The sequence below is a fragment of the Janthinobacterium aestuarii genome, assembly GCF_051380835.1.
Classification (GTDB): domain Bacteria; phylum Pseudomonadota; class Gammaproteobacteria; order Burkholderiales; family Burkholderiaceae_D; genus Janthinobacterium; species Janthinobacterium aestuarii.
In genome coordinates, this window is record NZ_JBNYXU010000002.1 from 229,846 (window position 1) to 243,953 (window position 14,108).

The 14,108-nt window shown below is 58.3% G+C and carries 9 protein-coding genes and 1 pseudogene; 6 read left to right on the forward strand and 4 right to left on the reverse strand.

The genetic code is table 11. The features are described 5' to 3' along the window. Positions 1 to 13 precede the first annotated feature (13 nt). The 3 genes from ACQ4WO_RS07245 (at position 14) to ACQ4WO_RS07255 (ending at position 1,617) form a co-directional block, all read left to right on the forward strand. Positions 14 to 406 carry a hypothetical protein gene (locus tag ACQ4WO_RS07245; protein WP_436480830.1) on the forward strand — a complete coding sequence of 131 codons (393 nt, stop codon included), beginning with the start codon at positions 14 to 16 and terminating at the stop codon, positions 404 to 406. A 148-nt stretch (positions 407 to 554) separates the two neighbouring features. Beyond that, positions 555 to 998 carry a hypothetical protein gene (locus ACQ4WO_RS07250; RefSeq protein WP_436480831.1) on the forward strand — a complete coding sequence of 148 codons (444 nt, stop codon included), beginning with the start codon at positions 555 to 557 and terminating at the stop codon, positions 996 to 998. A gap of 94 nt (positions 999 to 1,092) precedes the next feature. Then, positions 1,093 to 1,617 (forward strand): hypothetical protein, encoded by a 525-nt coding sequence (locus ACQ4WO_RS07255; RefSeq protein ID WP_436480832.1) that lies wholly within the window; start codon positions 1,093 to 1,095, stop codon positions 1,615 to 1,617. A 35-nt stretch (positions 1,618 to 1,652) separates the two neighbouring features. On the opposite strand, the gene ACQ4WO_RS07260 is transcribed toward ACQ4WO_RS07255, so the two are convergent. Next, on the reverse strand, positions 1,653 to 2,108 hold the full coding sequence (locus ACQ4WO_RS07260; protein ID WP_096235317.1) for a tellurite resistance TerB family protein: 456 nt from the start codon (positions 2,106 to 2,108) through the stop codon (positions 1,653 to 1,655). Between the two features lie 359 nt (positions 2,109 to 2,467). On the opposite strand from ACQ4WO_RS07260, the pseudogene ACQ4WO_RS07265 reads away from it, so the two are divergent. Together ACQ4WO_RS07265 and ACQ4WO_RS07270 are read left to right on the forward strand one after the other, a co-directional pair. Further along, positions 2,468 to 3,261 (forward strand): annotated as a pseudogene (locus ACQ4WO_RS07265) (lipid II flippase Amj family protein). Between the two features lie 25 nt (positions 3,262 to 3,286). Then, positions 3,287 to 4,744: a hypothetical protein gene (locus tag ACQ4WO_RS07270; RefSeq protein ID WP_436480833.1), complete on the forward strand. Its 1,458-nt coding sequence runs from the start codon at positions 3,287 to 3,289 to the stop codon at positions 4,742 to 4,744. Between the two features lie 643 nt (positions 4,745 to 5,387). Here ACQ4WO_RS07270 and purL read toward each other — a convergent pair. Next, positions 5,388 to 9,425 (reverse strand): phosphoribosylformylglycinamidine synthase, encoded by a 4,038-nt coding sequence (gene purL / locus ACQ4WO_RS07275; RefSeq protein ID WP_436480834.1) that lies wholly within the window; start codon positions 9,423 to 9,425, stop codon positions 5,388 to 5,390. Between the two features lie 193 nt (positions 9,426 to 9,618). Next, positions 9,619 to 10,683: a GGDEF domain-containing protein gene (locus ACQ4WO_RS07280; RefSeq protein WP_436480835.1), complete on the reverse strand. Its 1,065-nt coding sequence runs from the start codon at positions 10,681 to 10,683 to the stop codon at positions 9,619 to 9,621. A gap of 350 nt (positions 10,684 to 11,033) precedes the next feature. Here ACQ4WO_RS07280 and ACQ4WO_RS07285 point away from each other — a divergent pair, with 350 nt between their 5' ends. Next, positions 11,034 to 12,659 carry a response regulator gene (locus tag ACQ4WO_RS07285; RefSeq protein ID WP_436480836.1) on the forward strand — a complete coding sequence of 542 codons (1,626 nt, stop codon included), beginning with the start codon at positions 11,034 to 11,036 and terminating at the stop codon, positions 12,657 to 12,659. Between the two features lie 333 nt (positions 12,660 to 12,992). On the opposite strand, the gene ACQ4WO_RS07290 is transcribed toward ACQ4WO_RS07285, so the two are convergent. Continuing rightward, positions 12,993 to 14,087 carry a S41 family peptidase gene (locus ACQ4WO_RS07290; RefSeq protein WP_436480837.1) on the reverse strand — a complete coding sequence of 365 codons (1,095 nt, stop codon included), beginning with the start codon at positions 14,085 to 14,087 and terminating at the stop codon, positions 12,993 to 12,995. Positions 14,088 to 14,108: the final 21 nt, after the last annotated feature.

The following is a 14,108-nucleotide window of genomic DNA, read 5'->3' on the forward strand; positions in this document are numbered from 1 at the left end:
ATGGGTGGCAGCCATGAGCAGACAATATTCTGTCCAACAGCAAAACGCGCTGACCCTGGCCGCCATCAAACAGACGGCGGCCTGGTGGCGCGCCCGTCCCCTGCCCGACGCCCTGCGCCAGTACGCGGCCAGCCATGGCGTGGCGCTGGGCGCGGCCCTCATGCTCGACCTGCGACTGGCCTACCCCGGCATGCCCGCCGTGTACGGCAGGCTGCTGAGCGCCGACGGGCACTTCATCCATTTCGAGATGGACCTCGACGACGCCTTGCGCCCCTTGCCCGGCAGCGTGGCGTGGGACGACGTCAGCGCCCGCTACGATCTGGCCGCACACAAACGGGGCACGGGCGTGGGGTACGGCGAGCTATGCAAGAAAGTGCTGCAAGAAATGAATCACGGTGCGCCGTAGCATCGTTGCGCCGAATATTGGCACCGCATGCCTTGCAGTTCTCCACCGAATGAACGATGCGCAGCGCCAAACCTGTGCCTAGACTGGTTCCTGCCCCATGCCCGCCCGCATCCCGCGCCAGAGGCCATCAACCAACGAGGACAACAACATGAAAACCATCATCCTGGGCACACTGCTGTGCCTCGCTGCCGCCAGCACGGCAGCCATCGCGCAAACCCTGCCGCCCGAGCACACCGTCACCGTGCCGGGCAACACGCTGCGCATCGATGTGCCCGAACACCCGCGCTACATGATGCGCCAGGATTTCAAGAAATTCGTCGGCGTCTATGATCTGTCGAATGGCGACACCCTGGAACTGCGCCTCGCCGGCGCTGAAAAGTATGCGCGTATCGGCAAGCAGGAAGAGCACCGCATCGTCGCCACCGACCGCAACGCCTTCGTCGCGCTGGACCGCCAGATGAAGGTGCGCATCAACCACAACGATGACGGCAGCGTGGATGGCGAACTGGTGATGGTGGTGCCGTCGCAGAAGGTGTCGGGCGGCGACATCGTGCCCTCCCACGTGCAAAACATCGGCCTGGCGTCGCGTTGAGGCGGCGCACAGGGGCGGCAGGCCAGGCGCTGCCATCGCGTGCTATCATCGCCGCCAAATTCCTTAAACGAATGGCAACGGCCCATGGAGCGCAATGCAGACACCTCGCACTAATCCGATACTCACCGTGCTGCGCGGCGGCCTGCGCCTGCTGGCCTGGCCCCTGCTGGCCCTGATCAGCGCCGCGTGCACCAGCACCACGCGCCATCCGGCCAGCGAGCCCACGCAAGTCGTCCTGCGCTTTACCTATGACAACGGCAAGCCGATGCGGCATGACGATTACCTGGCCAATGCGCGCCAGCAAACGTATATCAAGCACTGCAGCAAGATAGGCAGCACCACTGTCTGCGACATCGGCTCGGATCCACTCTTCATGGGCGGCGACGCCCCGCTGGACGCCAACGGCGAAGTGCGCGTCACCCTGCACTCGACCGGCCCCATCGGCAACAATCCGACCAGCCTTTGCATCAAGGGCAAAGGCTACGTCTTTGATTCCGGCGACTGGAAACGCGGTCCCTTCAGCCCAGGCCAGGTGATCGAGATCCGCTACAGGATACGCGAAGTGGAAATGACGTGCCCCTGGTCGTCGGGCACGCCGCCGTGGTGGGACAAGAGCTAAGCTAGCCAGCAAGCCAGAGCCGGCTGGCCTGGCAGTTACTGCAGCTCGAACTCCGCAGGAGTCAAGCCCAGCTCGCGCGCGATCTTGCTGGCCACGCGCTGCTCGTTGGCGTCGAAATTGCCGTCCGACGAAGCGACGGCGATGATCATGCGAACCAGCAGGCGCGACGCCTCCACATTCGACTTCATCTTGCCCAGCGCCTGATACGCCTTGGCTTCACCGATATCCTTGTCGAACTCGAGCTGGCCGACATAGTCCTGGAAAGCCTTGATCACGTCCGTGGTGGTAAACACCGACAGCGCATCATTGCTTTCAATGAATTTGACCATCTTCTGCTTCTCTTCCGCACTGACGCTGCCGTCCGCCATGGCGATCAGGGCCGATCCCGCCATCGCGGCATTCAGGAAATCCTTGTTCTTGTACTTCAGCGCTTCGGTTTTCAGTTCGCTGGCTTTGGTCTTCAGTTTGGACAGAAAGGAATCGAAACTCATGGCGGTTCTCCTGGTTGGTTCGGATGAGGCAGCGCTACAGGCTACCACTCCCACCTAGCTGAGGGCGCGGGGCTGGAATGCAAGCACTGGGAGCGCGCTATGCCCCCGATGACGGCATGGCCAAACCCACGCGCAAATGCCGGGGTCAGTCACTTCGTGATCGAAATGTCCCCCATTGGGGGACATTTCCCCTGCAGGGTCTGACCCCAGTTTCTGCCTTGGGGGAAAATTCAGCCAACGCCACACTAACGCACATAAAACACCACAAAAGCTAGATCACGTGATTATCTTATATGCAGTTGAAAAATAAGTAACTTCATGGCAGCATGGAATTACATTTTCTTTACTGCAAGGTTGTGATGGACAAGCAATTGCTGCTGATTTGCGCACTGACGTTCATCATCCACATCATCGGTACCCTCGCCTACTTCGTGCGCATCGCCGGCATCCGCACGCGGCGCATCGCCGTCTCGCTGGCCCTGTTCAGCATTCTGATGCTGCTGTCGCGGACGTCGAATTCCTTCCTGGGACCATTCCTCGCCAAGCGGGCGGAAACGGGCATCGACCAGCACATCGCCGCCAGCACGCTATTGATAGACTTCCGCGGGCTGCTATTCTCCGCCAGCCTGGCGACCATCCTGATCCCCACCTTCCAGCGCGCCTTCTGCCGCGCCGTCGAGCACTTCCAGGTGCACCGGTCGGTACCAAAACTGCTGCTACACGCCGTCTTCAAGGGCGGCTTGTCCTACCTCAAGACTTCCGCCAGCCTGCCCAAGCCCGCCAACGTCACGGGCCTGCGCGAAAAATCCGGCGTCTCCGTCTCCATGACAGCCATGAACGTCATCGCCACGGCCCTGTGGACGGTAGGCGTCTTCGCCGCGTTGTACGCAGGCGTGCTGGACCCCAGCGTGCGCGTCACCTCCAGCACCCTGTCATCGATCATCAACGGCGGCGCCACCATCATGATGGCCGTCTTCATCGACCCGTGGTGTCGGGCATGACGGATGACGTCATCGAAGGCAAGATCGAAGAATCTCAATTTCGGCGAGCGGTGGTGTGGCTGGTGGGGAACAGATTGGCGGGGACGCTGATTGCACAGTTTTTGCTGGTGCCGTCGGCGGTGGTGATTGTAAACTTTGCAAATGCACTTTAATAAATAAAATAACTTGGAGACGGAAATGGCTATTAATAGAGTTTTATCTACACATGCAAAGACGTGGGGCTGTGAAGAAAATGAGACGATGCCTTTACTATTGTTTGTTCAGAGAGCCCGACAACTACTTCTTCACACAAGCAGTCTTCTATGCCGATCAGACAGAGCAGCGCCATTTACAATTTGCAGAGAGATAAATTACTTAGTTAGGCAACAAAAAGAGACTCCTCACAGCTCAACTAGCGCCAATATCCGACTTCTTTTAGATGAATTGAGAGAATCGCTGCGCGGGGACATAATTGCAACAGAATTAATTGGCGATAGGTTAACATACATCAGCGAATCACTAATATCGGAAAATGATATAAACAATCAATTAGAAGCTGCTCAAATTCTTAAAAATAGGCTTGCACAGAAACGATATTTTGACCAATCATCGGAAGAAATAATAAAAATAATAATATCAGGAGGAAGAGAAAAAGAAAAATTAATAAAGCTCACGGAAGGCTTTATAGCAGGAATACGAGATGCCGGGTATCCAGCCCAAACAATATATCATCTACTAAACGTATCATTTCTTGACAAAACAAGAACCCCAATGGATGCAAAAAGTCGACTGGATAAATTTTTTTCAAATTTTGACTTAAAAAAACATTCATACACAGTGTATTTTGGAATATCAGGAATTGCCAGCGGGGTATCAGAAACTTTCGCATCAATAGGTAGTGCGATTTACAAAAGAGCATCGATTGATGCTGAAAATATATTGGAGAAATTTCCTGCAACAACGAAACGATTCTTTAATGAACATGACTGGGAGTCAATTGTATGCTTCGAAAAAGTTCAAGCACTTGATCCTCAATCAGCAAGACAACTGTCGGAACGCAGACTACGTTTATTAGATGATTTGTTAAAATTCTCAATTCACAGCCAACGTTTTTTTATTGAAAATCCAGCTGTGGTGTCAATTGAAGGAAAAGATGGTTCTCCCGTTCACTCTAATCGGCCTAGACCACCAGTATTGCGAGTTCCTCATGATCCAACCGGGATTGAAAAAGACACACTTTTACAGTTTTCTTCTATTTTTCGCATGTCCGAGGCAGGTAGTGTAAATAGGTTTATCCGTGCACTTGAATTACATGGTACAGCCCTTTCCGCACCTGAGGATGAATCTCAATTATTAAATATTTGGATTGCTTTCGAAACCCTATTTGTTAGAAGAGGTGATACCTCAAAGATAAAAGAAATATTGAATGCTGTTGATCCATATATAAGTGGACGATGGATATCATATGAATTTGCTGAACTTTGGTCAGAAATAGTGGCATCACATTTAGCTCAATGGAATGAAACTGTTGAAAAATTTCCTGAGTTAAAAACTGGAGAAAATCATTATGGATTTTCTGCCGCAATATCTATAAAAAAATACGAAATTCCGATGACGGATTTTCTAAAAAAAACTGGACTGCAACCCACTACTTAGGCAGAGAATATTTTCTTGCATAAAATGGTGTCAATCCGCAGAAAAAATATTAACCCATAATGAAAATATTTCAAACAGAATAAAATATGACATAAACAGAATTTACAGAACAAGAAACCAAATTGTTCATAATGGAAAGAGCACCGACGGATTGGGTGAAATAGTACAATGCGCTCACTACTATCTAGATATAATATTAAATATTTTATCCATAATGCTTGGCCGCCCAGGTGGGCCGCGAACAATTGAGCAAGCCAACATAGAAACACTAGTCCAGAGAAATGTCTACCTTAAAGACCTTAGAGGTACATCTAAAGAAAATACTCATTGCGACATCAATAATTACACAACTCTCCTTTTTGGCCGAGCACTTATTGATTAGTTTGCAGAATTAAAAAAATGAATCTGCAAATATAAAAAGCCGCTGTCTTCCGATAGCGGTTTTCTCATTCTTCCCAATAGCAGCGCCTTAAATTCAAGCGCCACCATGCAAGCTAAGTAACCCCCAATAAATTCTTGTGATTTCTGACTTCCATAACCGGCGCTCTGCTGCGTTGCCCGCTGCTAGCAGCGAGCGCCTTGCACAGCATCCGGTTCTGTTCGTCATAACTTTACAATAATTTCCTGAGGATTACTTAGCTAATCACCCCACAAACTTCCGCGCATTCCTGAACATCCTCATCCAAGGAGAATCCTCACCCCAAGCTTCAGGATGATACGACTGCTGCACCGAACGGAACACCCGCTCCGCATGTGGCATCAGCACCGTGAAGCGGCCGTCCGGTGTGGTCACCGAGGTAATGCCTTCCGGCGAGCCGTTCGGGTTGTACGGGTACGCTTCGGTGGCGGCGCCCTTGTTGTCGACGAAGCGCATGGCTTTGGTGACCTGGGTGATGTCGCCCGTTTGCGAGAAGTCGGCGTAGCCTTCGCCGTGGGCGATGGCGATGCCGGCTTGGGTGCCGGCCATACCGTTGAAGAAGATCGATGGGGAATCCATCACTTCGACCATGGCAAAGCGGCCTTCGAATTTCTCCGACTTGTTGCGCGTGAATTTAGGCCAGGCGTGGGCGCCGGGGATGATGGATTTCAGGTTGCTCATCATCTGGCAGCCGTTGCAGATACCGAGGCCGAAGCTGTCCGTGCGGTTGAAGAAGCGCGCGAACTGTTCCGCCAGGCTGGCGTTGAACAGGATGGTTTTCGCCCAGCCTTCGCCCGCGCCCAGCACGTCGCCGTACGAGAAGCCGCCCACGGCGATGACGCCCTGGAAGTCATCCAGTTTGACGCGGCCCGCAATCAGGTCGCTCATGTGCACGTCGACAGCCGTGAAGCCTGCCTGATGCATCACGTAGGCTGTCTCGATGTGCGAGTTGACGCCCTGCTCGCGCAGGATGGCGACACGCGGACGCACGCCGGTGGCGATGAATGGCGCGGCGATGTTGTCGTTCTGGTCGAAGGTGACGATAGGCGACATGCCCGGATCTTGCACGTCCAGCAGGCGGTCGTATTCGGCGTCCGCGCACGCAGGATTGTCGCGCAGGCGGGCGATGCGCCAGCTCGTTTCGCTCCACAGGCGATGCAGTTCGGCGCGCGGCTGGGTGTAAATCAGCTTGGCGTCGCGCGTGAATTCGATCACGTCGCGGTCGTTCAATTTGCCGATGATATGGCTGCAGGCGCCCAGGTTGAAGGTGCGCAGCACGTCCATGACGAGCGACTTTTCTTCCGCGCGCACCTGGATCACGGCGCCCAGCTCTTCGCTGAACAAGGCGCGCAGGGTCAGTTCGTTGCGGCGTTCCGCTACCTGGCCGGCCCAGTTCTTGGCGTCGCCCCAGTCGCTAGAATGCTCGCCTTCCATCGTCAGCATGTCCAGGTTGACGGACATGCCCGTGTGGCCGGCGAAGGCCATTTCCGTCAGGGTGGCGTACAGGCCGCCGTCCGAACGGTCATGGTAGGCCAGCAGCTTGTCGTCGCTGTTCAATTTCTGGATGGCGGCGAAGAAGCCTTTCAGGTCTTCCGCGCTGTCGACGTCCGGCGTGGCGTTGCCCAGCTGGCCCATGACTTGCGCCAGCGCCGAGGCGCCCAGGCGGTTCTTGCCGCGGCCCAGGTCGATCAGGATCAGGGACGTGTCGCCCTTGTCCGTTTTCAGTTGCGGCGTGAGCGACTTGCGCACGTCCGTCACTGGCGCGAACGAGGACACGATCAGCGACACCGGCGACGTGACGGATTTCGCCGCGCCCGTGCTTTCGTCTTTCCACGTCGTGCGCATCGACAGCGAATCCTTGCCGACGGGGATGCTGATGCCCAGCGCCGGGCACAGTTCCATGCCGACGGCTTTTACCGTGTCGTACAAGGCTGCGTCCTGGCCAGGCTGGCCGCAGGCGGCCATCCAGTTGGCGGACAATTTGATGTCGGAGATGTCGGCAATCGCCGCGGCGGCGATGTTGGTAACGGCTTCGCCCACGGCCATGCGGCCCGAGGCGGCGGCGTCGATGACGGCCAGCGGCGTGCGTTCGCCCATGGCCATCGCTTCGCCCAGATAACCTTCGAAGCTCATGGTGGTGACGGCGCAATCGGCCACAGGCACTTGCCATGGTCCCACCATCTGGTCGCGCACGGTCATGCCGCCCACGCTGCGGTCGCCAATGGTGATCAGGAAGGATTTGTCGGCCACGGTCGGCAGCAGCAGCACTTTTTGCGCCACGTTCTTCAATTCCATGCCCGTCAGGTCGATTGCAGGGAAATCGTTGGCCACGTGGACCACGTCGCGCTGCATCTTCGGCGGCTTGCCCAGCAAGACGTCCATCGGCATGTCGACCGGCTCGTTACCGAGTTCCGTGTCGATCAGTTTCAGTTGACGCTCTTCGGTGGCCACACCCACGGCGGCGAACAGACAGCGTTCGCGTTCGCACATGGCTTTAAATAAGGGCAGGCTTTCCGGCGCGATGGCGAGAACGTAGCGTTCCTGCGACTCATTGCTCCAGATTTCCTTCGGCGCCATGCCCGATTCTTCCAGCGGCACTTTGCGCAGGTCGAAAATCGCGCCGCGCTTGGCATCGTTGGTGATTTCCGGGAAAGCGTTCGACAAGCCGCCCGCACCCACGTCGTGAATCGAGATGATCGGATTATCAAGCCCCATTTGCCAGCAGGCGTTGATGACTTCCTGGGCGCGGCGTTCCATTTCAGGGTTACCGCGCTGGACGGAGTCGAAGTCCAGGTCGGCCGTGTTGCTGCCGGTGGTCATCGACGAAGCGGCGCTGCCGCCCATGCCGATGCGCATGCCCGGGCCACCGAGCTGCACCAGCAGGCTGCCGACGGGGATGTCGTTCTTGTGCGTGTGCTGCGCCGAGATATTGCCGATACCGCCCGCGATCATGATCGGCTTGTGGTAGCCGAATACAGCGTCTTTGTCTGTACCGACGTTCTGTTCATACGTGCGGAAGTAGCCGCCCAGGACCGGACGGCCGAATTCGTTCGAGAATGCGGCGCCGCCCAGCGGGCCTTCGATCATGATCTGCAGCGGCGAAGCGATGCGCTCCGGTTTGCCGTATTGGTCCGCATCCGCGCGGCCAGCCAGCGGCGCCGTCACGGAAGCCGCCGTTTCCCAGCTGCGCACGGCGTCCGGCAACGACAGGTTCGACACGGTGAAACCGGTCAGGCCAGCCTTTGGCTTGGCGCCGCGACCCGTTGCGCCTTCGTCGCGGATCTCGCCGCCCGCGCCCGTGGAGGCGCCTGGAAATGGAGAGATTGCCGTCGGGTGGTTATGCGTTTCCACCTTCATCAGGGTGTGCGTCAGTTCGGTCGACGCCGCGTATTCGTGCTTGTCGCCGCGCGGGTAGAAGCGCGACACCGTCGCGCCTTCCATGATCGAGGAATTGTCGCTGTAGGCGACGACGGTGCCCTTCGGCTGCAGTTCGTGCGTGTTCTTGATCATGCCGAACAGCGACTTCGGTTGCGCCACGCCGTCGATGGTCCAGTCGGCGTTGAATATCTTGTGGCGGCAATGCTCGCTGTTCGCCTGCGCGAACATCATCAGTTCCACGTCCGTCGGGTTGCGGCCGGCCTTGGTGAAGGCCGCGTCCAGGTAGTCGATTTCGTCTTCCGACATCGCCAGGCCCAGTTCCGTGTTCGCCGTTTCCAGCGCGGCCTTGCCCTGCCCCAGCAAATCGATCGATTCGAGCGGGCGCGCTTCCAGGGTGCGGAACAGGTCCTTGGCGTCGTCTGCGCTGCGCAGCACGGATTCCGTCATGCGGTCGTGCAGCAGGTCGGCCACGGCTTGTACCTGCTCGTCCGTCAATTTGCCGGCGCCGATGGCGCTGCCCAGGATGCCCGATTTCAGGTTGATGCGGAAAGCGATGCCGCGTTCGACGCGCTTGATGTGCGCCATGCCGCAGTTGTGCGCGATGTCGGTGGCTTTCGAAGCCCACGGCGAAATCGTGCCGAAACGGGGGATGACGAAGAATTCTTCGGCAGCGCCTTCCGTATTGTCAGCCTGGGCCGGCTCTCCGTACGTCAGCAAGGCGCCAAGGCGCGTGCTGTCGTCGTCGGTGAGAGGCGCGCTGGCATCGATAAAATGGACATAGCGTGCTTGTACAGCAACAATCGCAGGCGAGACGGTTTGCAGTTGGCTTAACAGACGGTGGCTACGGAAAACGGACAGGGCATTGGAACCCGGCAGTATCAACATGATTGGAAGGTGGTTGATGCAGCGTGGCTGCGGGTTAAAGGTAGGTATGACAATATCTTTCGTACGGCAAATTTCCTTTGCGCGCATTATACCCGTTTTACCCCTGCCTTATGACCGGAACTTGGCCCTTTGCCACCGTTTTGCCCCGCACAGCGGCAGTTTTTGACACTGCAACAACACCCTCAGCCGGTCATCAGGCGATCACATAGCGGTTCTTGCCTTGCCGTTTGGCAAGGTACAGGGCCTCGTCGGCCAGCCGGTAGCTGTGGCCCAGCTCCTTGCTCCGGTCCAGCTCGGCCACGCCCACGCTGATCGACACGAACTGTGCCGCCAGGAAAGCCTGGCTGACGGCCTCGACCAGGGCGCCGGCAAAGGCGCGCGCGTCTTCCCGGTCGCCCGCGTAGACGATGCCGAATTCCTCGCCTCCCAGACGGCCGCACAAATGACCCTGCGCCTTGTCCGCGATGACGGCGGCCGTACGCACGAGCACCGCGTCGCCCGCATCGTGGCCCTGCTGGTCGTTGATGATCTTGAAATTGTCGATGTCGATCATCAGGAAATGCAGCTTGCCGCCGTGAGTTGCGCCATGCATCTGCTGGGCGCGCTGCGTGAACATGCGGCGGTTGTTCAGGCCCGTCAGGCTGTCCTGGAAGGCCAGCCGCGTCAATTCCACCTTGGAGTGATAGTTGCGCAAGCGCAATAAACTGAAGCTGACATTGAGCGCCAGCCCGAACAGCACGCTGACGGCGATCATCAGCGGCGCCCAGGATTGGTCGGGCAGGCCCGCGTTGACGGGATACAGGCCATGGCCCACGTTCCACCACACGCCGGCCACCACGGCCAGATAGCTCAGGCCGCCATTGAAGATGGAGGCAATCGCCAGGGTCATGAAGACGCCCACCGGCAAGACCCAGAAGCTGGCGTGATGGACCGCGTCAGCCATGGTGCGCAAGCCAAAAGTCAGGGCCAGCACGGCGCAGGCACCCGTAACGGTCAGCACGGGCAAGGTGGTGCAGCGGTAGCGCACGACCAGGCTGATCAACATGCCCAGCAGCGCCAGCACGGCATGCGACAGGTTCGGATGAAAGGGATCGGGCATCAGCAGCCACGTCATGCTGTAGGCGATGATGCCCAGCAACTGCGTGACCATGCCGACCCGGTGCAATTCCGCAAAATAGGTATGCTGCTGTTCGCTGTTGCCGCCAAATGCGAGGGGAACGGCAACGCGCCGCAGGGAAGAAAGATCAGGAACACGCATACGGGTATCGACACCAGAAAGAAGAAAAGCGCCCGGTACAGCCTTGCGCATGCCTGGCCGCAAGATTGTGCGGCATCCAACATTAGTTGTAATTAGGATACTATCATGCTAGTCAACTATGTGCTGGAATTTGCGGCACCGGCACTGGCGCACAGCACAACGGCACCATGAAATACAACGCTGCGCGCCACCGGATGTGCCTTGCACCCTGCCCTACGCCCGATTGCACGCATTTTGCTGGCAGTGCCGGCCAGCTTTGCAGTATGCTGATAAGAAATAATGCTGCAGGGCCGAGACATATATAAGAAGAGTTCCCGCAAATGACCGAACAGATGAACGAGAGCTGAACAATGCCAGAAACTAGCGCCTTATCTGTCCTGATCGTCGACCCGAACCCCAGCATGCGGGGCAATCTGCACAATATGCTGAACCAGGCGGCCATCACCAAGGTGGAATATGCCGTCAATGCCGGCACGGCCATCCGCTTGCTGACGAAAAAACCGTTCGACATCATCCTGTGCGAATACGATCTTGGCAGCGGCACCGACGGCCAGGATGGCCAGCAATTGCTGGAAGACTTGCGCCACCATAAGCTGATCGGCCTGTGGACGATCTTCATCATGCTGACTTCGGAAGCCATCCACAGCAAGGTGATCAGCGCGGCCGAGCTGACCCCGTCCGACTACATATTAAAACCGTTCACCGTCGACGTGCTGAGCGGACGCATCGCGCGCGCCATTGAGCGGCGTGCCATTTTTTTGCCCACGTATCAGCTGATCGACAAAGGCGACTTGCGCGAAGCCGTGAAAAGCTGCCGCACGGCCGAACTGCAGCACCCGCGCCTGGCGGCCGATTTCGCCCGCCTGCGCGCCGAGCTGCACATCGCCCTGGACGAATGGAAGGAAGCGGAACAGCTGTACGCCGACATGCTGGCCACGCGCCCCATGGCCTGGGCCCACCTGGGACTGGCGCGCACCCTGTTCGAACAACAGCGCCACGAGGAAGCGCAGGACGCGCTGCTGGAACTGGTGGAGGTCTATCCCCGCTTCATGGCCGCCTACGACCTGCTGGCGCAAAACCATGAAGCCATGGGCCAGCAGCTGCAGGCGAAGAAAATCCTGGAAGACGCGGTGGCCATCTCGCCGCACATGGTACGCCGCTTGCGCCACCTGGGCGGCATCGCCTTCGACACGGGCGACATCGGCGCGGCCGAACGGGCCTACAAGCAGGTGGTGGCGAAGGCAAAATACTCGGAATTCCGCGATCCGGAAGACCACGTGAACCTGGTGAAAACGCTGGTCAAGAAAGGCGACGCGCCGCAGGCCAGCGGCGTGCTGCGCGACATGGAGCGCTCGCTGCGCGGCGGCGCCAACGTGGAAGCCTGCCGGGCCATCTCGGCCGCCATGCTGCATGAATTGTCGGGCAACGACATCGCCGCCGCCACCGAACTGCAACTGGCCGCCGCCGCGCTGGACACGGCGCGAGGCCTGTCGACGCAGCTGAAGGTGAGCCTCGTGCAAAGCTGCCTGAAAAACAACCTGGAACAGGCGGCGTCCGACGTCATGATGAAACTCGTCAACGAAGCCGACAGCGACGTGACGATGGAAGCGGCCGTCGATGTCTTTGAAAAAGCGGGCCGCCACGACCTGGCGCAAGGCATGGGCCAGCAGATCACGCACCAGGTGCAGGAACTGATGCAGGATGCGGCCAGCAAGTCGGAAAGCGGAGAGTTCAAGGGAGCCGTATTCGTGCTGCGCCAAGCCTTGCGCAAAACCCCAGGCAACCTGCCCGTGCTGTTCGCCTCCGTCGACGCCATCCTGCGCCAGCTCAACATGCTGGGCTGGGAAGCCCCGCTGGCCGAACAGGCGCAGCACCAGATGCAGGTGATCCGCAAGATCGACCCCAAGCATCCAAAGCTGGAGTCGCTCAAGCAGCAGTACGAGGCGACGCAACACAAGTATGGTATTGCGACTTGAGCTGAGGGACGCCCCTGCAAACCTGCTGCGCAGCCCACTCTCGGGTCGGCGTTGCTCGCCGTACTAAATGCTCGCCCTACTAAAGTACGGCTGCGCTACTCAACCCGACATTGGGCTTGCTCGCGACGGTTTTCAGAGGCGTCGTGGCGTGCGTTGACGTCAAAAATGCACAGCCCATTTCCGATCATTCACGTAGGCCGGATTAGCGGAGCCGCCGAGGCGAAGCGTAATCCGACACCATTGTTGGCTCCGTAGTGTCGGATTACGCGGCGTGCCGCCGCTAATCCGACCTACGCCCCCCGCGCCGCCAGAAGCTTGATCAGCTTCGCGATATTAACGCTCGCCCCTGAGCGTATAGACCGGCTTCTCGGACTCCCCCTTCTCCGCCATCGCCAGCACGCGCTGCAGTTCCTTGCGCTCGTTACCCTCCTTGGCCGATGACACCAGGTTGCGCAGGATGGCGACATGCGCCGTCTGCAGCGCCTGTGCCGCCGGCACGGCGATGTCCGGTTTCACGCCGACATGCTCCCAGTTGGTTTTGGTGACGGCATTGGTCGTGCGCGCGGTTGGAATCGCGACAATGATGTCCTGCCCTACGTTGTACCAGCTCACGGGATTGGAACCGCCGCCGGTGGTTTCTCCAACCACCGTCCCCCGTTTCTGCGCCTGAATGCCATAGGAGAAATCCTCCCCGCCGGAAAACGTGCGGGCCGAGGTCAGCACGTACACGGGCTTGTCGTAACGCTGTGCGACCGTCTTCACGGTCCAGAACTGCCGCGTCGTACCGGTCGGGCGATCGTACATGTCGATCAGGTGACGCTCGTCGCCGAACGGGAAGAAATGACTCATCAGGTAAGCCACGCTGGCCGGGCTGCCGCCGCCGTTGCGGCGCAGGTCGAGGATCAGCGCATCCGTCCCCGCCATGAGCGACATCGCCGCCGTGTACGCCGCGGCGACGAATTCCGGACCGCCGAAGCCGCGCAGCTCGATATAGCCGACGTTGCCGGGAAGGCGTTCGATCTTCTCGATGTCATAGCCGCGCCGGGTGGTCTGGTCGCGCCATTCGTCAATCTTGGCGCGGCTGGGCAGTTCGGCGGCACCGCTGCGTTCACGAAGACCTTCATAAAACGCGGCGCCGAAATGCAAGTCACCGCTCAATTCCCGCAAATCCTTCGCCAGCGCCGCACTGAACGCCTTCACGCTGGCGGCGGTCGCATAGCCTCCTTCGGCATTTTTCCTGGCAATCGCAATGCCAACCCGTTCGGCCACCGCTGGCTCGATGTAATTCGCGTTCATTTTCACTGCCAGTGTCTGCACGATCGCCGTGCGATCGGCCGCGCTCAAGGCGGTGTCCTCCGCCGCAAAGGCGTGCAACGACAGCAGCGTGCCCAATACGACTGCCGCGACAAACTTCTTTCTACCTGACATACATTCCTCCAAGTTGGACTA

Bases quoted from the DNA above. Each gene is read 5' to 3' on its own strand.
- ACQ4WO_RS07245 (WP_436480830.1), top strand. From the start codon at position 14: ATGAGCAGACAATATTCTGTCCAACAGCAAAACGCGCTGACCCTGGCC.
- ACQ4WO_RS07250 (WP_436480831.1), top strand. From the start codon at position 555: ATGAAAACCATCATCCTGGGCACACTGCTGTGCCTCGCTGCCGCCAGC.
- ACQ4WO_RS07255 (WP_436480832.1), top strand. From the start codon at position 1,093: ATGCAGACACCTCGCACTAATCCGATACTCACCGTGCTGCGCGGCGGC.
- ACQ4WO_RS07260 (WP_096235317.1), bottom strand. From the start codon at position 2,108: ATGAGTTTCGATTCCTTTCTGTCCAAACTGAAGACCAAAGCCAGCGAA.
- ACQ4WO_RS07270 (WP_436480833.1), top strand. From the start codon at position 3,287: ATGGCTATTAATAGAGTTTTATCTACACATGCAAAGACGTGGGGCTGT.
- purL (WP_436480834.1), bottom strand. From the start codon at position 9,425: ATGTTGATACTGCCGGGTTCCAATGCCCTGTCCGTTTTCCGTAGCCAC.
- ACQ4WO_RS07280 (WP_436480835.1), bottom strand. From the start codon at position 10,683: ATGCGTGTTCCTGATCTTTCTTCCCTGCGGCGCGTTGCCGTTCCCCTC.
- ACQ4WO_RS07285 (WP_436480836.1), top strand. From the start codon at position 11,034: ATGCCAGAAACTAGCGCCTTATCTGTCCTGATCGTCGACCCGAACCCC.
- ACQ4WO_RS07290 (WP_436480837.1), bottom strand. From the start codon at position 14,087: ATGTCAGGTAGAAAGAAGTTTGTCGCGGCAGTCGTATTGGGCACGCTG.